Origin of the sequence: Neoalteromonas arenosi (assembly GCF_030362855.1) — a bacterium.
GTDB lineage: Bacteria > Pseudomonadota > Gammaproteobacteria > Enterobacterales > Alteromonadaceae > Alteromonas_E > Alteromonas_E arenosi.
In genome coordinates, this window is sequence record NZ_JAUCBP010000006.1 from 73,062 (window position 1) to 94,495 (window position 21,434).

Annotated in this window: 19 protein-coding genes and 1 tRNA gene; 10 read left to right on the plus strand and 10 right to left on the minus strand. The window is 45.7% G+C overall.

Annotation, left to right across the window (positions count from 1 at the left end; translation table 11 throughout):
• The first annotated feature begins 6 nt into the window (after positions 1-6).
• From QTP81_RS04550 to QTP81_RS04570, 5 genes are all read left to right on the plus strand, one after another.
• On the plus strand, positions 7-306 hold the full coding sequence (locus tag QTP81_RS04550; RefSeq protein ID WP_289364049.1) for a YciI family protein: 300 nt from the start codon (positions 7-9) through the stop codon (positions 304-306).
• Positions 307-308: 2 nt separating this feature from the next.
• Entirely contained in the window at positions 309-734 is a 426-nt protein-coding gene (gene arfB / locus QTP81_RS04555) for an alternative ribosome rescue aminoacyl-tRNA hydrolase ArfB (protein WP_289364051.1), read from the plus strand.
• Positions 735-870: 136 nt separating this feature from the next.
• Positions 871-1,146 (plus strand): PepSY domain-containing protein, encoded by a 276-nt coding sequence (locus tag QTP81_RS04560; protein WP_434532967.1) that lies wholly within the window; start codon positions 871-873, stop codon positions 1,144-1,146.
• An 8-nt stretch (positions 1,147-1,154) separates the two neighbouring features.
• The gene (locus QTP81_RS04565) at positions 1,155-1,835 is read left to right on the plus strand and encodes a response regulator transcription factor (RefSeq protein ID WP_289364052.1); all 681 of its coding nucleotides are present in this window, start codon (positions 1,155-1,157) and stop codon (positions 1,833-1,835) included.
• Between the two features lie 7 nt (positions 1,836-1,842).
• Complete coding sequence (locus QTP81_RS04570) at positions 1,843-3,198, plus strand: ATP-binding protein (RefSeq protein ID WP_289364053.1); 1,356 nt, start codon at positions 1,843-1,845, stop codon at positions 3,196-3,198.
• On the opposite strand, the gene QTP81_RS04575 is transcribed toward QTP81_RS04570, so the two are convergent.
• A complete protein-coding gene (locus QTP81_RS04575) occupies positions 3,161-4,219 on the minus strand; it encodes an AI-2E family transporter (protein WP_289364054.1) in 1,059 nt (352 codons plus the stop codon). The genes QTP81_RS04570 and QTP81_RS04575 overlap by 38 nt on opposite strands.
• Before the next feature lie 82 nt (positions 4,220-4,301).
• Between QTP81_RS04575 and folX the strand changes: the two genes are divergently transcribed.
• The 3 genes from folX (at position 4,302) to QTP81_RS04590 (ending at position 6,962) form a co-directional block, all read left to right on the plus strand.
• Positions 4,302-4,664 carry a dihydroneopterin triphosphate 2'-epimerase gene (folX, locus tag QTP81_RS04580; protein WP_289364055.1) on the plus strand — a complete coding sequence of 121 codons (363 nt, stop codon included), beginning with the start codon at positions 4,302-4,304 and terminating at the stop codon, positions 4,662-4,664.
• Between the two features lie 11 nt (positions 4,665-4,675).
• Entirely contained in the window at positions 4,676-5,572 is an 897-nt protein-coding gene (locus QTP81_RS04585; protein ID WP_289364056.1) for a TIGR01777 family oxidoreductase, read from the plus strand.
• A 205-nt stretch (positions 5,573-5,777) separates the two neighbouring features.
• Positions 5,778-6,962, plus strand: coding sequence for a GGDEF domain-containing protein (locus QTP81_RS04590; protein ID WP_289364057.1), 1,185 nt, complete (start codon positions 5,778-5,780; stop codon positions 6,960-6,962).
• A gap of 32 nt (positions 6,963-6,994) precedes the next feature.
• Here the strand turns inward: QTP81_RS04590 and QTP81_RS04595 are convergent, their stop codons facing one another.
• On the minus strand, positions 6,995-9,511 hold the full coding sequence (locus QTP81_RS04595) for an ABC transporter permease (protein WP_289364058.1): 2,517 nt from the start codon (positions 9,509-9,511) through the stop codon (positions 6,995-6,997).
• Between the two features lie 4 nt (positions 9,512-9,515).
• Positions 9,516-10,232 (minus strand): ABC transporter ATP-binding protein, encoded by a 717-nt coding sequence (locus QTP81_RS04600; RefSeq protein ID WP_289364504.1) that lies wholly within the window; start codon positions 10,230-10,232, stop codon positions 9,516-9,518.
• A gap of 25 nt (positions 10,233-10,257) precedes the next feature.
• Between QTP81_RS04600 and QTP81_RS04605 the strand changes: the two genes are divergently transcribed.
• Positions 10,258-10,914: an arylesterase gene (locus QTP81_RS04605; RefSeq protein ID WP_289364060.1), complete on the plus strand. Its 657-nt coding sequence runs from the start codon at positions 10,258-10,260 to the stop codon at positions 10,912-10,914.
• Between the two features lie 17 nt (positions 10,915-10,931).
• Here the strand turns inward: QTP81_RS04605 and QTP81_RS04610 are convergent, their stop codons facing one another.
• From QTP81_RS04610 to QTP81_RS04635, 6 genes are all read right to left on the minus strand, one after another.
• Positions 10,932-11,888: a tRNA-dihydrouridine synthase gene (locus QTP81_RS04610; RefSeq protein ID WP_289364062.1), complete on the minus strand. Its 957-nt coding sequence runs from the start codon at positions 11,886-11,888 to the stop codon at positions 10,932-10,934.
• Complete coding sequence (locus tag QTP81_RS04615; protein ID WP_289364064.1) at positions 11,888-12,754, minus strand: DUF4434 domain-containing protein; 867 nt, start codon at positions 12,752-12,754, stop codon at positions 11,888-11,890. The genes QTP81_RS04610 and QTP81_RS04615 overlap by 1 nt, the downstream gene beginning before the upstream one ends.
• A complete protein-coding gene (locus QTP81_RS04620) occupies positions 12,754-15,792 on the minus strand; it encodes an NfrA family protein (protein WP_289364067.1) in 3,039 nt (1,012 codons plus the stop codon). The genes QTP81_RS04615 and QTP81_RS04620 overlap by 1 nt, the downstream gene beginning before the upstream one ends.
• The gene (locus QTP81_RS04625) at positions 15,789-17,993 is read right to left on the minus strand and encodes a glycosyl transferase family protein (RefSeq protein ID WP_289364068.1); all 2,205 of its coding nucleotides are present in this window, start codon (positions 17,991-17,993) and stop codon (positions 15,789-15,791) included. Before QTP81_RS04625 ends, QTP81_RS04620 begins: the two co-directional genes overlap by 4 nt.
• 71 nt (positions 17,994-18,064) lie before the next feature.
• A complete protein-coding gene (locus QTP81_RS04630; RefSeq protein ID WP_289364069.1) occupies positions 18,065-18,784 on the minus strand; it encodes a PEP-CTERM sorting domain-containing protein in 720 nt (239 codons plus the stop codon).
• A 128-nt stretch (positions 18,785-18,912) separates the two neighbouring features.
• The gene (locus QTP81_RS04635) at positions 18,913-20,688 is read right to left on the minus strand and encodes an HDOD domain-containing protein (RefSeq protein WP_289364070.1); all 1,776 of its coding nucleotides are present in this window, start codon (positions 20,686-20,688) and stop codon (positions 18,913-18,915) included.
• Between the two features lie 191 nt (positions 20,689-20,879).
• On the opposite strand from QTP81_RS04635, the gene QTP81_RS04640 reads away from it, so the two are divergent.
• Positions 20,880-21,293, plus strand: a complete 414-nt coding sequence (locus QTP81_RS04640) for a hypothetical protein (protein WP_289364071.1) — start codon at positions 20,880-20,882, stop codon at positions 21,291-21,293.
• A gap of 55 nt (positions 21,294-21,348) precedes the next feature.
• Here QTP81_RS04640 and QTP81_RS04645 read toward each other — a convergent pair.
• Positions 21,349-21,424 (minus strand) — tRNA-Glu (locus tag QTP81_RS04645).
• Between the last annotated feature and the right edge of the window lie 10 nt (positions 21,425-21,434).

A 21,434-nucleotide genomic window follows, 5' to 3' on the forward strand; every position in this document is an offset into this window, starting at 1 on the left:
GCGACTATGTTGTATGTCATTTTTGCAGAAGATCATCCAGACTCACTCGCACAGCGCTTAGCTGTGCGTCCTGCGCATTTGGCTCGCTTGGAAGCGCTAAAAGCGGAAGATAGACTATTTGTTGCAGGTCCAAACCCAGCTGTCGATAGTCTGGATCCGGGTAATGATGGGTTTACCGGTAGCACTGTGATCGCTGAGTTTGACAGTTGGGCTGATGCTCAAGCATGGGCAGAGGCCGACCCTTATCTCGAAGCCGGCGTGTATGCGTCAGTGACTGTCAAACCCTTTAAACGCGTGTTGCCCTAGTCGTGCCAGAGACGTTAACCGTAAGCCCCAATATTGAGTTGTCGCTCGATGAAATCGAGCTTTCAGCGATGCGCGCGCAAGGCGCAGGTGGGCAAAATGTCAACAAAGTCTCCTCAGCTATCCACTTGCGTTTTGATATCAAGGCTTCGAGTCTCTCTGAACGATTAAAAGAAGCCTTATTGAAGCGCAATGATTCACGTATAACTCAAGATGGTGTACTGGTCATCAAAGCCCAGCAATTTCGCACGCAAGAAGCCAACCGCAAAGATGCACTAGAGCGCCTTGCAGCAGTTATTAATGCTGCCGCTTTTGTGCCCCCTCCGCGACGTCCAACCAAACCCAGTCGAGCGGCTCAAAAGCGTCGGGTTGATGCTAAAAAACGCAATGGCTTTAATAAATCACTGCGTGGTAAAGTTGATTTCGATTGATTATTTTGGCGGTCTATTCACTGCGGATAAATACTAATTAAGACTCAATTCAGGGTTGGTTCATGCTAGAGCCGTATGCTTTAACCCTAGTTTGCAGTACAATCCTGATGTGATTTGACGAGAGAGCCTTATCTAGATGAACAAGCAGTGGTTTTTGGTGTTGTGTATAATAATCGGTGGTATGTCGTTTACGATCAGCCCAACGGTTACAGCCCAACAGCAACAAGAAAGCCAAGAGCTGACTAAAGCAGAGGCTGCTGAACGCGCACGGGCGCAAGTCAAAGGGCGCGTGTTAAAAGTTGAAAAACGTCAAAACTCCTACCGAGTAAAAGTTCTGCAAAAGTCTGGTCGAGTGGTAACTGTCGATGTTGATAAGCGCTCAGGCCGTGTCAAACAAACCAATGATAAGTGAGTATCGCTATGCGTTTGCTAGTAGTTGAGGACGATGCACGATTATTAATGCAACTGGATAGTTTTTTACGCGGCAACGGCTATAGCGTTGACTTGGCCGATGACGGCGAAAAAGCGTTATTCCTTTTACGCGAACACCCTTATGATCTTGCGATTGTGGATATAGGTTTACCCAAGATCGATGGTTTTGAATTGATCCGCACGGTGCGTTCAGAAAAGGTTGAATGCCCAATATTGATCCTCACTGCACGCGAGCGCTGGCAGGAAAAAGTCGAAGGCTTGGATGCGGGTGCCGATGATTACTTGACCAAGCCTTTCCACAATGAAGAATTGTTAGCACGCATTAAAGCCCATATTCGCCGAGCCTCTGGTCAACCCAACCCTCTGATTGAGCTAGGTCCTATTGCACTTGATACGCGTTCTGAAGAGATTTATGTCAATGGAGAAACCTTAGACCTCACTGCGTACGAATATAAAGTGATGGAATACCTTGTGATGCACCCGACTAAAGTAGTTTCGAAAACAGAACTTACAGAGCATATTTACGATCAGGATTTTGACTTGGACAGCAATGTAATCGAAGTATTTGTTGGCCGCTTGCGTAAAAAGCTCGATCCACAAGGTCAACTTAAGCCGATCGAAACCCTTCGCGGGCGTGGTTACCGCCTAAACAAATCACTGAGTAGTTAACGCAAACATGCTTAGGCTATCGCTGAGGGTCCGTAGCGTTATTTTAGCCGTCATCGGATTGGTAGTGATAGTCCCTGCTATATTCTTCACCGTTGAGCGTTCATACACGTCGAGCTTAGAACAAGCCAAATACAACGAGCTAAAGTTAATGAGTTTAGCGATGATCACCGAGTTCGAGCTCGATGATGGCGCAGCTTTTATGCCGCAGCAGCTGTTCGAAGAGCAACTAAATTTGCCCGGTTCAGGATTCATCGGCTACATAGTCTGGCAGGATACCATCGTGTGGCGCAGCCTTTCAGCATTAGACTATATCGACCCCAACATTACTGATCTACCTGACGTGGGCGCAGAATATCTGCGTACAATGTCAATCGACAATCAACAGTATGAGTCCGATCGCGAACCCGCTTTTTACTATGCGTTTAGTGCTGAATATGAGAATCAGGGCGACTTTGAAAAGGTCAGTTTTTTGGTCTTTAACGAGCAGTTCGGTTTTCAGCAGAGCCGCCACATGTTTATTCGTACATTGTGGCAATGGCTGGCACTCTTAGCAATCGTAACCTTAGCCATAATTATTCTTATCGTTCAACGCGTTCTAGCGCCGGTTAACAGTATTATCGGTAGTATTGAAGCGGCAGAAAAAGGTCAAGTGCAACGTTTAACGGAGGTTTATCCGCCTGAGCTGGAATCTCTAAAATCCAGTATTAATCAACTCCTTGAGTCCGAGGCGGATCAGCGTCAACGCTACAAAAATGCGTTGGGCGATTTAGCTCACAGCCTTAAAACACCATTAGCGATTATCAAAGGCGAGCCGGAACTCCCCGAGGGAGCCCAAGAACCCTTAACGCAGATTTCGAGTATTATTGAGCGTCAGTTAAAACGTGCAGTAATTAGTAACACTGCACGTTTGGCGCCGATTGTCCTTCATCCTCTGGCGCAGAAACTGTGCAATGCTATGGATAAAATTCATACTGAAAGAGCGCTTGAGATCAACAATAACTTAGCGACAACGATAGCGATCAAGGCGGATGAAACCGATATTATGGAGCTATTTGGCAATTTACTCGACAATGCTTGCAAAGCTGCGCAAAAGCGGGTTGATATCAGCGCCGAAGTCTACGCACAATCTCTGCACATATACATCGATGATGATGGCAGTGGTATTGCAGAAAACGATGCCACCAAAATTTTACAGCGCGGCTCGCGTCTTGATACTTACAAAGATGGCCAAGGGTTAGGGTTGTCGGTAGTCAGTGATATATTGGAAAGTTACGATGGTCAGTTACGGATCGAGCGCAGCCCTTTAGGCGGCGCTCGCTTCGTTGTTATTTTGCCAGCTCCTGTGGCTCAGGCTGCTGTGTAGGTTCTACATCACTAGAGAGCAGAACTGCCAGCCATTTAGTTTCCTGCCTTGTTTCCAATGCAATTTTGACAATCATGGTCAGTGGCACACTGAGCAGCATTCCAACACTGCCGAGTAACCACCCCCAAAATATCAATGACAGGAACACCACGAGTGTAGATAATCCAAGCCCTCGCCCCATAAGGCGAGGCTCGACCATATTCCCCATTACTGTATTTACGACAATAAAACCCAGCCCCGCTAAACCGGCGATATCAAAGCCATATTGTACAAATGCCATGAGCACCGCGGGTATAGCGGCTATGATCGAGCCAATATTGGGAATGTAGTTCAACAAAAACGCCAGCACTGCCCAAAGTAAAAAATGGTCAACATCAAGGATCCAGAGCCACAATCCAATCACTACCCCAGTCCCCAAGCTCACCATGGTTTTAATGACCAGATAACTGTTTACCGATGTAATAAAACGGTCAATGTGATTGAGCTTCATATCAGGGTCAGCCAATGCTACGTGAATTCGTCGCGGCATGGTTTCAGCTTCAAACAACATAAAAACAATAGTGAGGATAATTAGAAACAAATTGGATAAAACGCCACCTAAGCCTCCCAATAGATTGGTAGTCATCGACATTGCCATACCTGGGTTGAAATGATCGCGAAGCAGCGAAGTATCTAGCATGATATTAAATTCCGCCAGCTTATTTACGACCCAAGCAAACTGTTGCGATAACTGTTCGGTATAAACGGGTAAATTCTCACGAAAATCAGACATAGACTGACCAACTAATCCGGCCAGCATAAAACCAAAAATCATAATTAACAGTATAACTAGAGTAACTGACAGCCAACGAGGTACGTGGTACCGAGCTGACCAGTTGATCACTGGGCTACAGGCAATCGCGATAAATCCAGAGAGCAAAAATGGCACAACTATCTCACTGGCCGCCTTCAAACCGGCGAGTACGATGATAACCGACGCCATGATAAACAGCGCTTTTACTGTGGGTGATTTGATATCCATAAAAGTATTAATTAGCGAGAATTTAAGCCAAACTACCAAAACTAATGGAAGTTGAACACAACAATAGGAATCAAAAGCCATCATGCAATTGAATCAAGCCACTATCCGTATCAAAAATCTTCGTCTTCGTACCTACATAGGCATTAATGAGGACGAGATCCGCAATAAGCAGGATGTGGTCGTCAACGTCAAGATTCACTATGACGCAGAACAAGCAACCAACTCTGACCAAATGGACGATGCGTTAAATTACAAAACCATCACAAAGGCCATTATCAAGTTGGTTGAAGACAACCGCTTTTATTTGCTTGAGAAATTGACTGCTGATGTATTAGCTATAGCCGCTGAGCACCCTTGGGTGAGTTATGCGGAAGTGGAAGTTGATAAACCCCACGCATTGCGTTTCTCTGATTCAGTGTCACTGAGCCTTTCATGTAGCAAATAGTAAGGAGCATCATGAATATTTTGATTACGGGTGGTACAGGACTAATAGGCCGACATTTCATCGACCAATATCAACACGATTATAGTTTCACTGTCGTTACCCGTAATGTAAAGCGCGCGCAAAGTGAGCTGCCGAGTAATTGTGAATTTATCGATGACCTTGCAGTTTTAAAAGACGTTAGTGCGTTTGATGCCATTATCAATCTTGCCGGTGAGCCTATTGTTGACAAGCGCTGGACAAATGCTCAAAAGCGTGTGATCGAGCAAAGCCGATGGCAAACTACTGAAAAACTTGTAGAACTTATCCATGCCAGTGAAAGCCCTCCCAGTGTACTCATCAGCGGTTCGGCTATAGGCTACTATGGCCGTCAAGGCGACGAGCGTGTGGATGAACAGTTCCAAGACTTATACGACGAGTTTTCTCATCGTTTATGCGCGAAGTGGGAAATGCTCGCGCAGCAAGCTGCGTCATCGTCTACCCGAGTCTGTGTGTTGCGGACAGGTATCGTTCTCGCCGCAAATGGGGGGGCGCTCAGTAAAATGTTGCTGCCGTTTAAACTCGGTTTAGGTGGGCCTATTGCATCGGGTAAACAATACATGTCTTGGATCCACATTAAAGACATGGTCAATGCGATTAATCACTTACTAGTACGCCCGCTTAGCCAAGGAGCGTATAATCTTACCGCTCCTCACCCTGTAAATAATAAACAATTTGCCAAAGCCTTGGGCAAGGCGCTCAATCGGCCAGCGCTTATACCGATGCCGGAGTTCAGTTTACGTTTGCTAATGGGAGAATCAGCCGATTTACTGGTATATGGACAAAACGTAGTGCCTGATGCCCTAGTGCGTGAGGGTTTTCATTTCTTGTTTCCTCACCTCGATGAAGCCTTGAGCGCTTTGCTCGATTAAGCGCATTGAATAAACCAGATTGTTTGACTGAATTCGCCCGACAAGAAACCACGCGCACTAGGCTGGAAAATGCGATTTTATTGGTCTATACCTAAGTTATCTCAAGATGTGGACCTTTTTCTTTTAGCCTAAGCTCGATACATATTAATCGATCGCTGCCCTGAACGATAAAGCCCAATTTCAGTAACCTACTTTCGGTTGTACAGTGCTAAAGAAAAATCACCTCGTTCCCAAACGCATCCATCTATTGCGCTTGACGTTATTTTCACTGTTAACAATTGCGCTTTTAGCACTCATTTTCACTGCCACATCTGCCGTTTACTTCTTCAACCAACAACATTTATTAAGCTCGAAATATTTTAATCTGAAGGTATTGGCTCAGGATATAGCCTTGCACGACGAAATTCTGACAATGTCAACACTCGTTGCATCCCACGATGGCGATCCAAAGTGGAAGCAGAGGTATGAAAAATATGAGGCATCTTTGGACGATTTATTATTAACTGCGTCCGCTACCGATCCCAATATATCCAAATTCTTCCAAGAGACCGCAGATGCAAATATGCGACTCGTTAAAATTGAGAAGCTGGCGTTTGAGTTTATTCAAAGTGGAGAGCCTCGCGAGGCTTTGGCATTACTGCGAAGTGATGAATATAGGACGCTGAAACAGGGGTTTAGTGCCGGCATCGCAAGTGCAATTGATGAAGTACTTAAGGAAACTCAGTCAAGTTTAGATAAAAGCGAATCAGAAAGAGGAAGATATCTTCTCCTGTCTATGTTTTCTTCCTTTATGATTGTTTTAGTTCTTTGGTATTTCTTAATTCGTTACGTGCGGATAACGGATCAGGCTATTGGAAGCAAGGCAACAACGGATGAGCTTTCGGGCCTATTGAACCGACGAGAGTTTAATCGCGTGTTACCAATCGAACTCAACCGCGCACAAAGAGAAAACCGCATATTAATGCTTACAATTTTGGATTTAGATAATTTCAAGAAATTTAACGACTCATATGGGCACCCTAAAGGTGACGAGGTGATCAACAAGATCGGTAATCTTTTACAAACACTTAGTCGCCGAGCAAATGAGTCAGCTTTCCGAGTCGGTGGTGAGGAGTTTATTTTCCTTGCCACTTGCGATACTCACTCAGATGCTACCCGGCTGACTCAAACGATTTGCAGTCGTGTTTTTGAACTTAATATTCCACATGAGCAGAACCTGCCCTTTAAAAGAGTCACGGCCTCATGTGGCGTTGCAGTATCTGACACTAATCAAATTTTAACTGCAGACGAACTCTATTCAAGAGCAGACAAAGCCTTGTATAACGCTAAGCATACAGGCAAGAATACGTTTGCACTATTTGATCACTCAGCCCTCAATACCGCTGAGTGACCAACAATATCCAATTGATACTACGCGACTGTTTACACCATCTTACGTAGTAGCGTACTGGTATTGAGTGCCAACAAGCGCCAGCATCCTAAAGCGCCTAAGATTCCGACAACTATCGCTCCTGCCAGCGGCGCTACGGCCCAATATTCCCAGTGAATCGAGGCTTCCATCTGGAACACTTGTGATTGCAATAACCAGAGACTGAATTCATTCGCCAATGCCGCCATAAAGCCTGCGACAATGCCGATAATTAAGAACTCAAATACCACACTGAGTCGAATCAATCGTCCTTTCGCGCCCAAGGTCCGTAAGATAGCTAGCTCTTGCTGACGTTCATCCATACTCGCCTGCACTTGTGCGATTAACACCAAACTTCCGGCTGCTAGAACTAAAATAAGAATAAACTCAACGGCTAACGATACTTGGTCAACGACATCCCTTAGCTGATTGATCCGCGCATCAACATCAAACAGCGTTACCGACGCAAATGGCAACATCAACCGGGTAATCTCTGACTTTCTCGATTGGTCTAAATGGAACGAGGTAATGTACGTCGCAGCAAAGTTCTCCATGGCGGCTGGATGCAGTACAAAAAAGAAATTGGGCTGCATCGTCTGCCAGTTGACTTCACGTAAACTGGTTACCACCACCCGGACAATCTCGCTCCCTATGTTGAATGTTAGGATATCGCCCAACTTAATATTTAAGCGTTCAGCAACCTCGGCCTCAACGGATACTTCGTGCGGCATCCCGGGTTGCCATTGATCTAGCCAGCGCCCTTCAACAATCCGGTTTTCAGTTTGAAGCTCGGTATCCCATGTGAGGTTCGCTTCACGTCCAAGGCCATCGCGCCCTTCTTGTGCTGGCTCTTCGTCTTCTTTAGTGACTTCGGTACGAATGCGTTCGTCGTTGATTGCCACAAAGCGGCCGCGCACCACAGGAAAGAACTCGTCATAGCGAATATTGTTAGTTTCAAACTGTTCAACTAAGGCTGGACGCTGCGCTTCAGTTACGTTGCTCACGAAATAGTTTGGCGTCCCCTCAGGCAACTGTGCACGCCACTGCGCAATCATGTCATTGCGCATTACCAGAACGACAAGTAACAACATGATAGTGATCGAAAAACTGATCAGTTGCACTGAGTTATCCATCGCTCGGCGACGAATACGCGCCCACGCAAGCTGCCAAGGGCCCATTGCTCCGCCGCCTAGCTTACGTCCTACAGCGATTAATCCATAGGTCACCGCAAGTAGACCAACAACTAAGACGATTCCAGAGGCAAACAAAATTGCGCTAATAGTTAAGTCACGACTGTAAGCCCACATGAGTAAGAATATTGCACTGCCTGCTGCCGCAAACTGGATAGTCCGAGAACTCAAGCTGGCATCGATATCTTTGCGCAATACCCGTAACGGTGGCACAGAAAACAACTGCATCAACGGATAAAGTGAAAACATCAACGCGCATAAACTACCCGTAAACAACGCTATTAGCAAAGGACGCCAATGCCATACATCCAATGATACTTCGACACTATCACCCAAGGCCGTAACAACCACCTGTTGAATCGCTATACCTAGCACACTTCCAATTAGGATCCCAAGAATAGTGATAAAACTAATTTGCAAAATGTATACACGTTGTATTTGCTGCTTGCTCGCACCAATCGTCTTCATGATCGCCACCGGATCAAAGTGGCGCTGACTATAGCGCTGGGCAGCGACGGCAATCGACACTGCTGCGAGTACTATTGCCAATAAGCTGGCAAGCAAGAAATAACGTTCAGCGCGGCTAACAGCTTGCCCAACAGCGGATTCATCCGCTTCTATCGACATCCAATAGTGAATTTCATCGTCTAATTGCGGACGCAGCCAATCATAGTAATCGTCCAACGTGCTAGCGTCCCCGGTAAAATACGCTTTATAGTTAACCCGGCTACCAGGCCCTGTAACATTGGTCGCGGCAATATCAGCCATCGACATCAAAACGATGGGGTCGGTGTTAAACACACTAAAGCCTGCATCCGGAATTTCACCTAACACTTGGGTAACTGTTAGCTCCGCATCACCAACGTAGATAGTATCGCCAATGGAAACGTCCAATAATTGAAATAATCGCGAATCTATCCACACCTCACCCGGCGGTACCGTTCCGTCTATATCAGCCGCAGGCGCAAAAGGTTCAGGCGCAATAGTAATGGCGCCCTTCAACGGGTATTGGTCGTTAACTGCACGCAAATCGGCAAGCGCCATTTCATTTTCGCCAAACACCATAGAGCGTGTACTGACTTGCTCTGCGGTTTGCAAACCGAGTTTTTGAGCTTCAACCAACCATTGCTCATCAACGGGTGTGCGAGAATTTAAGCGGCGGTCGGCAGCAATGAACTCTGCCGAACGATCGGTCAGCGCCTGCTGCAATCGTTCGCTGAACAGTGATAAAGACAACACCGCTGCTACTGACAGTACGATTGCTAGTAATATAATGGTTAGCTCACCGCGGCGAGCTTCGTGACGAAACAAACGCCACGCGAGGTTAAATGTAGTATTCATCCGCTTAGCTCGCCTCGCGCTGAGATTCTACGTCGACTGTTGTGGTCACGCTGTCAACTGTAGTTTCAGTCAACTCTCCCGCATGCATGTTGAGCTGACGCTGACATTTAGCGGCGAGTTCATTGTCGTGAGTCACCAACACCAAGGTGGTTTTGTTCTGTTGGTTTAAATCAAATAACAATGCTTCAATTTTATCGCTATTCGCGGCATCAAGGTTACCGGTAGGTTCATCAGCAAATAAAATTTTAGGTTGGGTAATAAAGGCTCTTGCAATGGCGACACGTTGCTGCTCACCGCCTGATAACTGATTCGGATAATGGTGTGCTCGATGACCCAGTCCCACTTGTTCTAAAATTTCCAGAGCCCGTTGTTTGGGTTTGTCCAGGCCGTTTATTTCTGCAGGTAACATAATATTCTCAAGCGCAGTGAGACTTTGGACCAACATAAAGCTTTGGAAAATAAACCCGACCTTGTCGCCACGCAACTGGGCGCGCTGCTCTTCATCCATGGTGTGCAATCCTTGGCCGTCTAGGTAGATTTCGCCTGTAGACACTTCATCAAGTCCAGCTAATAGCCCTAAAAGCGTTGATTTACCGGAGCCTGACGCACCTACTATAGCAATCGACTCACCCGCCTTGACTTCAAATGATATCGGTTGAAGGATCTGAAGTGAGCCTTCGCTGGTATTAACTGTCTTAGTGATAGATTTAGTTTCAATCATATTTTGCATTCGAGGAGTCTTTACTTTGTTTAATCGTCAACGAAACAGCGCATTCATCTGGTTCGCACTTGTATTATTGTTAATACCCTTCGCTGCGGTTTCAGATCAACACAAAGCGTCTGAGTCGCACGCAGATATTAAACTGCTAGTCCTTGGGGATAGCCTTAGTGCAGCATACGGCTTAAAGGCCCCAGAGGGTTGGGTTAGTTTGTTACAAAATATGTGGGAAAAAAATCATTCTGGGATCGACGTGGTAAATGCTGCGATCAGTGGAGAAACAACCGACGGCGGTTTAGCTCGCTTACCCCGTTTATTGACCCAACACCAACCCACACACTTACTAATAGAGTTGGGGGGTAATGACGGTTTACAAGGCCACAATGTCAATAAACTACGTGTAAATCTGCGTAAGATGGTCGATATTGCCCATGATGCGGGCGTTGAAGTCTTTATTCAAGAAATGCAAATCCCGACCAACTATGGACGTCGTTACAATAAACTATTTACTGAAAGCTTCGCGCTGGTTGCTGAGGAAAAAGATGTTCCACTCGTTCCCTTTTTCCTAACCGACATTGCATTGGACAGCAGTTTAATGCAACGCGATGGCATTCACCCCAACGCTGAGGCACAGCCACTTATTGCTGAGTTTATGCGGCGTGAGCTAGAGAAGCTTTTGTTCTAAATAATTGCCTTTCTGGTTTACTCTTTGGTAACTGCGAAGCGATACTGATTGCTACGAATGACTTCGACAATACTGTCGGAGTCTCGTAGGCGCCGAATTTGATCAAACACAAATTCAGCCTCTGTGTATTGGTTTTTCAAATAGCCAAACCATTGCTTAATTCGGTTGGGGTAGTACCGCCCCTTATCGCCAAAAATTTCATAGCCTGAATATTCTACCAACCAATCGGTCACTTCAGCCCACGTCATAGGGGGCACATCGCTTTTTATACACTGTGCTAAGTTTGGCAGAGACAGTGCACCTCGGCCGATCATAAGATCTTTACAGCCCGAGACAGCCAAGCAACGTTTAGCATCCGCTGCACTCCATATTTCACCATTGGCAATGATTGGCGCCTTAGACAAATGCTGAACTTTTTTAATCCAATCCCAATAGGCTGGAGGCTTATAGCCATCAGTTTTGGTGCGCGCATGAATCGTAATTGCCGTTGCGCCTGCATCGCTAAGCGCCTTTACATTATCAAAAACCTGGGTTCGGTCATCAAAGCCCAAACGAATTTTGGCCGTCACGGGCAGAGTGTCGGGGACTGCCTTGCGCACCGCAGAAACAATAGCAAACAATGTTTCTGGCTCATTCAATAAAACCGCTCCCCCCTTACTTTTATTAACCGTTTTTGCGGGACAGCCAAAATTTAAATCAATCCCTGGCGATCCTAAATCGACAGCTCGAGCAGCATTTTCAGCCAACCATACCGGATGCTGACCAAGCAACTGAACTCTGACGGGAACGCCGGCGGGTGTTGTACCACCGGTTTTCAGTTCTGGACACAGGCGGTGGAAGACGTGGTTGGGCAGCTTCTGTTCAACCACACGCACAAACTCAGTAATACACAAATCAAAGCCACCAATACGCGTCAACATATCGCGCATGAGATGATCAACAACGCCTTCCATCGGCGCCAACATAACGCGCATCAGAAATCCTGTAACGGTAAAAAATGACTATACGCTTGATAGCGCAGCGAAAAGATATAAGCCTTTTGACAATCATATTGACTTGCCAGTGTCGGCAATGCCGCCTTATCGGCAGTAAAGGGTTGGCCGATTGCAGATGTTTGCGTGAAATTCTCGACGACTACAGCAGCTTTGCACGGCAACTGAATAATGCTCGAACGAACATCAGTATCTGAGACACCTGACGGTATTTGAACCATTAGGGTTAAACGTGGATGTGCTAACGCATCGTTGATTTGTGCAAAGCGGTTGAATTCACCATTAGCTGAAGGGAAGTAGGAAACTGATACATTATACGGTGTTTCTCGCAGTAAATGAGCTAAACCATTCTGCCAAATAGCTAATAGTTCACCGTCGACGTAGGTCTCACTAATTTCCAGCGGTAAATACCATCCTTGAAAGCCTTGGCGTTGAGGAAACCCAGCAACAGTCATACGCAACATAAACTGAACATTTTGCTGCAACCATTTCTGTAATGCGATTTGCTTAGTCTGCGCGTCGGAATGCTCCATCACGTGATAATAATTAGCAGGCATCGCCAGGCCCAGCGTAAACCCCATGTTGCGTATCTCTAGTTGACTGAGCACACGTTCTATTGTGCTATCGCGGCCAACAAAGGATTGTTCGCCAAATTGACTCCACTGAAAAACAATGTGATTTATTCCGTCCGCTTTTACTGACCACAATAAATTGCCCCAGTCTTCTGAACTCGCACCGATATCGCGGGCTAACGGTTGGTAAAAAATACCTGCATAACGCGTTTCAGCAGCGTGTAAACCGGTACACAGCAAACAAATCGAGACAATTAGAACACAACACTTAAACATTAATAGCGATACGCTATTGTCACTAACCAACCGTTATCATCGTTGGTTAAATCGCCAGAAAGTCTGTGCCTGAACTCAAGACTGGCTGTCCAAACCGACGCAGACTCTGCTTGTCCAGCAGGCGTTTCGAATAGACGCCATTGAATACCCGCCCCCAATGAGGTTTGGTCAAAAGCGGCTAATTCATTAATAGCAATCGGCTGACGACGATAGTCAAACTGTGCTAAACCATAAAGTTTGACTGTTTGTTTGGTGCTTGTACTCAGAGGTTTAACATAGCCTAAATCAAAACGACTAATCGCAAACAGCTGCTTATTATCGAGCAAATATAGAATATCGTTATACCACTGACGTTCCCACCAAGACGACTCAAACCGCCAACCATTGCGCCACTCATCTTGGTTTAACCCATCACTGCTCAACCGCACAAAGGGCTGAAACTTGTCATCGCCGTCGGAGAACAAAATACCACCGGCGCTAGCAAGTACGTTGACCGATTCAAGTAATCGATAGCTAACCCCAAGCTCCAGACTTTGCTGATCAATGGGCGAATTATCTGGGCCACTAGCGTTGACCTGACCATAGGCATGCCAACGTTTAGAATCGGCAAACATGCGGTAAGACAAGCGCGCCGACAAGCCATTGTTAGGTAGCGAATCGGCAAGTTCGCCATTGTTGTCAATGAAAAATACGTCCCCTAGAACAGCCCCGTCACCGTGCGATGCGGTAGCACTGAAATCCCAGCGACGTTGGCTCTGCTGGTAAAGCTCATGTAACGACCAAGCGTTTTGATTGTCGACGTTATACTCACCACTTAACATCGCATAGTACTTGTCGAGATAATCAGAGACTTTAGGATAATCACCGACATTGTCAGCCAAGTAGGCCATCTGTTTCCAAATATCGGGGTCGACGCTTGGTGCGTTTTCCACATAGGCTTCAAATGCCAACAACGCTTGTTCTGACGAGACCGGAATGGTTGCATATGCCAGATTCAACTGCGCTAGTGTTGATTGTGGATTCTCTGCCAGCACTAACTTCCATGCGTTAAGAGCTGCCTCTGCCTGCCCCACTATCCCTTTGACTTGCGCTACTAATACCCAGTCATTTTCACTGAGAGAATCCCCTGATGCCAACCAAATATCTACCCATTGGTTCGCCACCTCTGGCTGGTCTGCTTGTAATGCCAATTCAATACCCGTTGGATAGTCGCGATACCCGTATTGTTCAACTTGAGATTGCCACTCAGTCAAACCTGCATCGTACTGCCTGGTTTGAATAAGTGCTTGGAGTTTCACTTCTCGCACAGTTTGTTCATCATTAAACTGTGGATAACGAGAAATCAATGCCAATACTTCTGTGTATTGTTGGGCATTCATCATTGCAAATAACGTCGCTTGAAAATTTTCACTGGCAGGATTGTCAGCCAATATTTGCTGCCATGCGGCAATGGCTTGCACATCGCCTTGCTGCTGTAAACACAGTGCTCGCGTTAGCTGGCTAGCAGACGATTGCAGTTGATATTGGGCAAGATAATTAAGGCTGAGATCGCAACGCTGTTGTGTTCGAAGGCGCTCTGCCACTGCGTCAATCCCAAAACTTTGGGCAAACAGTCGGGTAATAACTTTCTGAGGAATTTGCGATTGTGCGTCTAATGCTCCGAGATAGCGTAACACTAATATTTCCTCAAGCGGGCTTGAGGTATCAGTGATATATTTGCCTAGCACTTCTGCAGTGCGTTTTTGCTCACCAGCAGCAGACCACAAGAAGGTAGCCTGTGCTAATGATGTCGCCTCTTGTGTTGTCTGGTAATCTCGCCAATAGAGATCTGCCGCATCAGACAATCGATTCATGTGTTGATATGCCAGTGCCAATGTTCGCGCATCTAAGTACTGACGATAATCAGCGTGTTGGCTAAGTTCAATCAATGTCTGATAATCTTGTTGCGCAGCAACTTTTGCGATGAGGCCTTGTTTTAATCGGGCGCTATCACCGCTAAAACGTGGGATTATTTGCTGTAACTCAGCGACATTCATTATGCTTAGTACCACGGTTGCAAATGACGTCTCGTCCTCGGGTTCCACTGTGCAACTCTGAAGTAAGTCAACGGCTGTCTGTCGTTGTGAATCGCCGAATCGCTGTTGCAATAATTCAGCTTTCTGCCAGCAATTTAACTCAGATTGCAACACATCGGCCACACTCAATGCCAGAGAATCAGACGATAAGCGCATTTGCAGTCGCTGCTCCGCCATGCTCGCGTTTAACTGACCATGTTGCTCGAGAATTTCAAACCCACGCTCTGCCATAACATAGTCTTGTTTAGCAATCTGACGTTGGATGAATGATTCGGTAGCCGCACGTTGCTGTGGGTTTGCAGTCAAAAAGTCTAACACTTGCTGGTCGCGATCTAGCGTCACTAAGGCATCGACATAACGGGTTACAGCATCAGCATTTGGCTGCCATCCACCTTGTTCGAATAGGGCAATTATCACGCCTAAGTCTTGCAATTCGACTGCTAAATTAAAGCGCGCCAAAATAACTTCTGGTGCATTGCTTGTCAGGCTATTTAGCAACAATAAACTATCTTGCATCCGCTGTTGTCCAACGAGTCGCCCATTGACGGCGAGAATAGCAGCAGTTTTTACAGTACCTTCTATTCGCGCAAGGACCACAGCATATTGCTCAATCGCGACGGCTTGATCTTTAGCTAGCAACACTTCTAGTAGCAAAGGTGCCATAGTTGATTGCTCTTCTGGCGAGGCATTTAAGAATAACGTCATAAGCTCGCCAATAGACAAAATTTGTAATTGCAGCTGGAACTTTAACTGTTGGAATTCAATGTAATCTGGTGCAATCTCCAACGCTTTTTCAACTTCAACTAATGCCTCGGCATAATTGCCTTGTCGTTGCAAACGATAAGCCTTTTCGATAAACGGGTAAGTCTTAAACTCTTGATACTCAGTCAGCTCGGTTTGTTGCGCTTGAACGGAGGAGCACGCTATGCAAAGGGCAAGTATGGTGTTAATCAACAGTCTCATACGCTTACTCCTTGCGCAGTTACGTCTTCAACTAAATGCTCAATCGAACGTTGGCGTTGTCGCTGCAAAGTTAATACCTCTTCTACAACTTCAGGCGTAATTACATATCGCTCCACCATAAAGTCCCCCAACTTCTGCTCTCCCGTCGGGTCAAATTCGAACATTAATTGGTTGAAAATCGGAGTTTCAATCAGCCCCACCTGCTGCAGCGCGTCGCCAAACTGAATTTGTTGGTTGTAGTATTTATCTAACACACGCTGACGCTGCTCTGCTGACAATTGGCCTGCATATTTGTCCAACACTGGCCGAGGGTCAGCCTCAGCAATCTGTTGATAGTGGAAACGCAGTCCTAGCGTTACCGCACCCGCCTGACAAATGACGTAAGAGACCTGCTGCTCAAGCTGGCGCTCCAATGACGCAATGGCAACAGGTGATTGACGATTTTCAGAGGCAACAATTAATCTGCCGTTGTCTAACCGGATTGGGAACACCCGATAGCGTAACGCAACTCTTGCAGGCACTAATTGGATGATATCGTCAGACACCGAGAATGGATCGACATGTTCAAAGTCAACGCTGGCCTGTTCCGCTAATGTTTGCCCCAATTGGTCACTAGAAATGTGTTCCAATCGCAGTAATGTTTGACCAAGCTTCTCGTCTGCAGCACGTTGCTCAAGCGCTTGTTGTAACTGTGCTTCGGAAATAATGCCATTAGCCGTCAAGATCCGGCCAACAGACAATCCTAAAGAACGGTCGCTTACTGTAGGGTATACGTGCTCAGTTTTATCCCATGCGACGCGCTTGGGGTTACCGCCCTGCTCTATCACCTGTTTAATCGCACGTAAGTTGGCCAGAAAGTTGATCAAATTCCCCCACAGTAAGCGCAGTGGGCTGACTAATGCTTGCACTATGCCGTAGTAGCGCCGCACGAAAATCATTCGCTGGAAAATTCGATTTAAGAAAAAAACAAAATTTACTTGTACCAGCAGAATACTCAGATAATCGTCTTTGAATAAAGACATAAAACGGTAGCCGTCTTTATCGAGCGCATCATAGATCATCAAACCAATGACATGAATGGCAATAATAGTGGCAAAAAAACTAACAAAGTGGGCAATGACACCTTTGCGATCGCGCCACAAAAAATAATTTAATTTCCAGTTCGATGACCATTTGTGGATTTGCATACCTTGAAAGACAATACCGACAATCCAACGGCTTTTTTGACGCACTGAGGTGGTTAATGTTTCGGGAAAATACTCGCGTACACAAACAACGTTTCCACCGGCCTCACTGCGACTGCGCGAACTCTCCGCGAATGGTGCATACTTATCATCAGACACCGAGAAGTGGACAAAAATCTCCTCCATACCCCACTGTTTCATACGAAAACCAATATCGTAGTCTTCAGTTAATGATTGCACATCAAACGGCAAACCATCCCCTTCTTCAGTCAACTTCAAGATCGCGCGGCGACTAAAGCAGGTGCCAACTCCGGCGCTAGGTACTTGCCCTACAAGTGATTCACGCACGACCATGTCTTTGCCGTGCATTTCAGAAAACTCGTCCAGATAGTGCCCCGCGGTGAAGTGCCAAGGTCCTTTTGAAAATGGATAAACCGGTAGTTGAATGAGATCTTTGCGCTCAAGCAGATGATTAAAAAGACGTAGCTCCATAGCCGACACAACGTCTTCAGCGTCGTGCATTATAAAGCCAGCAAACTTTACGCGTGTGCGATCTTCGAAAGATAGAATCGACGCAATGACATTATTCAAACAGTCAGCTTTACTCGTTGGTCCAGGACGCGCACAAACAACTTTGTGGACGTTGGGGAAGCGTTGGCAAACTGCATCTACATCGGCTTGGGTTGCAGTATCATTGGGATACGAGCCAACAAATATTTGATAATTTTCATAATCGAGTTCAGACGCAGCTAATTCGGCCATTTTGCCGACCACCCCAACCTCTTGCCAAGCTGGGATCATGATAGCCAACGGTTTTTCCTTTAACTTCAACAGGGCCTGTTCATTGAAGGGTTCGCGTTTGCGATAAACGACAAGCGCTCGCCACAAGCGGCGGGTCCAATAATAGATATCGATAAACAAATCATCGATAGCAAATATCAGCATGATGACCATCAAGCCTAGAGCGATATAACGCAATACGTATAAGTAATCAGTAAACAGTTCGATAAAAGTCATGTACGCCCTAAAAAAAAGCCGCTCTTAAAAGAGCGGCTATCGGTAATCAGTTCGGCAATTACTAGTAACGGCTACACCGCACTTTTTGCTCTTCGGTAGCCTAAGAATATCATACCAGTCAGTAACATCCACATAATAGATGGCTCTGATACATTAGCAATTCGAGCTGAAAAACTACCAACGAAATCACGGACTAATACCGGTGCAACGTTGATGCTCGCCATGCCAATAGCATTAGCGGCAGTCCACATAGGTGATCCTACATCTGGAAAGTATGAATGCATGCACAGCACTGACCACTCGACGCAAACAACACGCTCGTCTTGGTCGCCAAAATCTGCAAACCAAACAAACTCGAGTTCTTCATCAGCATTTAGTGTACCAAATTGCCAATAAGTGTAGCCTTCATGGTCGAAGCCGTATTGGTCTGTGTGATCCGGGCCGTACCCATTCAATTCGAAAAATAAATTACCGCCAACGTTTTGAGCGATTGACCAACCATTGGTCGTTGGGTCGGTATCAAACCAGTTGTATAGACTCACAAACTCGGCCCATGTAGCGAAGCGCCAAGCGCCTTTTGAATCAGCAACAAACTGCTGATAACCCGCTAGGTCGACCTGACTGTCACTTCCTAACGTATCAACCCAATCTAGACGTAGTACATCCAATCCAAGATCAAGGTTGGTCCAATAGTTGTTATTCGAATCATTTGTATAGTTTTCTGATTCAATCAGATTTGCGTTGGCGCTTGCGCTCAACAACAACAACAATCCAGCGATTAGGTACTTCACGATTACACCTACTTCTATCCATTTTGGACAAGGTTAACTATTTGGGGAGAGATGAAATATGGCATTTTACGCCAATTTCACAGAGCCTGAGGCTGTTGCCGAGATGATAAATCAACGTTTTTTCAGGGTCAAATCAATGCATTTGCAGTCTCATAGAGTTCATCGCGAATGGCTTTACCCTGCTCTAAGAAACGTCGCCCTTCTTCTTTCAACCCCCAATGCTTTTCAACCAGCATCTTACAACTGGTTTGCGTTTGCTTAGTGGGAAATAGCAAATAGTCAACAATATCAAGCGCTTCAACTAACAAATGTACCTTGGGGCGACCTTGAGGTGTTAATATATCAATGAGCTCACAAACGGGTTTAGGGATATGCCATAAATGGCAAACGAACGAACTCACGGCAGTCGTGCAGGTACCTAGCTTTAATTTTTGGTAATGATTGTGTTCACGCCACGTAACGTGTTCAGAGAAATCCCCAGTATACTGAGCGACTTTGTTTGGAAGACAGTAATGGATCACAAGTTCCCCAATACTGTGAAGTAGCCCGGCTAAAGACAAATATTCAGCCTCGTCTTTACTCAGCGCATGTAATTCAACTAACTGCTCAATAACCCAAACAGTAAGCAAAGCGTGCTGCCAAAATTTGCGATAATCGAACGAGTCGACTTTTTCTGCAAACATGGCGGTGGACATGATAGACAGTGTCAGTGCGTATAACTTATCGAAACCAAATATTGCAATTACCGCTTGCTTTAAAGTATCTGCTTTTACATTTGCATACATACTGCTGTTGGCAATGCGCAATATTTTGGCCACAAGTACAGGATCTGTTTCAAGTAATTCAATGACTTCGTCAAGATCTGTTTCATCCTGCTTTAGTAACTGTAATAACTGGGTAATGGTGTTGGGTAAATGAGGAAGCTCAGTAGCATTAACAATATTATCAATTGCAGTTTCGGCGGCAAGTAGTGCATATTGCGCTTGGATTTTTGCGGGTGACAGGCCTTGCCATTTTTTAAACGAGCGCTCAAAGGTTGCGCGATCGGAAAAGCCAAGGGAATCACTGACCTGACCAATTGGCATACCTTTAAACAACAGCGATAGTGCTTCACTATTGCGCGCAGCCACCACAATATCACGAAATTTTAGACCTTCTTGCTGTAATTTTCTGGTCAATGAACGTTCACTCATCGCCAACGCTGAGGCCACAGAACTTTGGGTAACATTTGCCCAGTCGCCAACACGACCTATCTCTCGCATTACTTTAAACTCAACGTTGCTTTGGTTCTTGCGGCCTTTTTGCATGACATTGAGTTGTCGCTTGAACACATTGTAGACCCGTGGATTAGCGTGGGTCAGACGGTTTGATAAATGCTGCGACCGTATGGTTAAACAGAAGAGAATATTGCCGCTTGATTTGGCCTGTTCTGATACGCCGAATTTGGGGTGCAATTGACAAGCGACACTTTGTTTAGCGATGAGTTCTGCATAGCTCGCTAACTGGTAGACTAATCCAGCTAAAACACATTGGGTAATCGTTTCCGTTGGGTATAAAGGAATACTGAGCTGTACTCCTTCAACGGTATTTTCAGAGAGGAATAAGGCTTGCTCGTCACTTAACTCAGTTAACATCTCAACTAAAGCGTCAAACCAATTTTCGACAGTAACAGAAGACGTTAAAACATTCGCATAAATACCCAAATCCGCGACAGGGAATTCACGACCGAGATTAAATAATCGCGCCGCTGTATGCCCGTCGGAATCCTTCCCAAACAAGCGCTCAGCTTCTGCTTGCCCTTCATCCACCTGAGCATCATTGAGCAAATCCACCGCCACATTTTCAGCCATATAAACCGAAAACGTTTGAGTTAAGCGCCAATCCATCTGTGACATCTGGCCCATTCAATCTACCTGTAAATCTAATCTGTGCATTATTACCGAAGTCGATTTAACAACACAATGTGTAGTTCAACATTTCAACCTATTTAGCAATAGCTCGCAAATCTCGAGCATTTAAATCACTTTTTACGAACCAAATATTTGCTCCCTTTACTATCTTTAAAGTGTGTAGTGAACACTGGGAAATTAATATTATGGAAGTGTATAAGAGTCAGTTCGCGTCACACGGCAGCTTTTCTATTAAAGTCATCAACCATTGCATGATTGTGGACGCGAGGGGTCCTTATAATAAAGAGATCGTAGACGAATACGAGTCAACCATGCAAACCGCGATAGAGTCACTTTCTTCGCGTTGTTGGGGACAAATTATTTGCCTGTATGGTATGAGCATGTTTACGCCGGATGCCGAAAGAAGGTTGGCGCAAACGGTTGAAAACCGCAAGCATATGGGTCTGAAGGCTTCTGCAATCATATTGGTAGATGTGGAAGCTAAATCTTTAGTGATTCAACAAATGAGTAGCGTTTATGAGCGCTGCGGCGTAGTCTTTCAGTTTTTCGAATGCGTTGAACAGGGCCACGCGTGGATCAATCAAGAATTAAGCCCTTAAATCTATTTATTTCGACCATAAAAAAACACCCGCTAAATAGCGAGTGTTTTTTATATGGCGTCCCCTAGGGGATTCGAACCCCTGTTACCGCCGTGAAAGGGCGGTGTCCTAGGCCTCTAGACGAAGGGGACAGAATTTTTC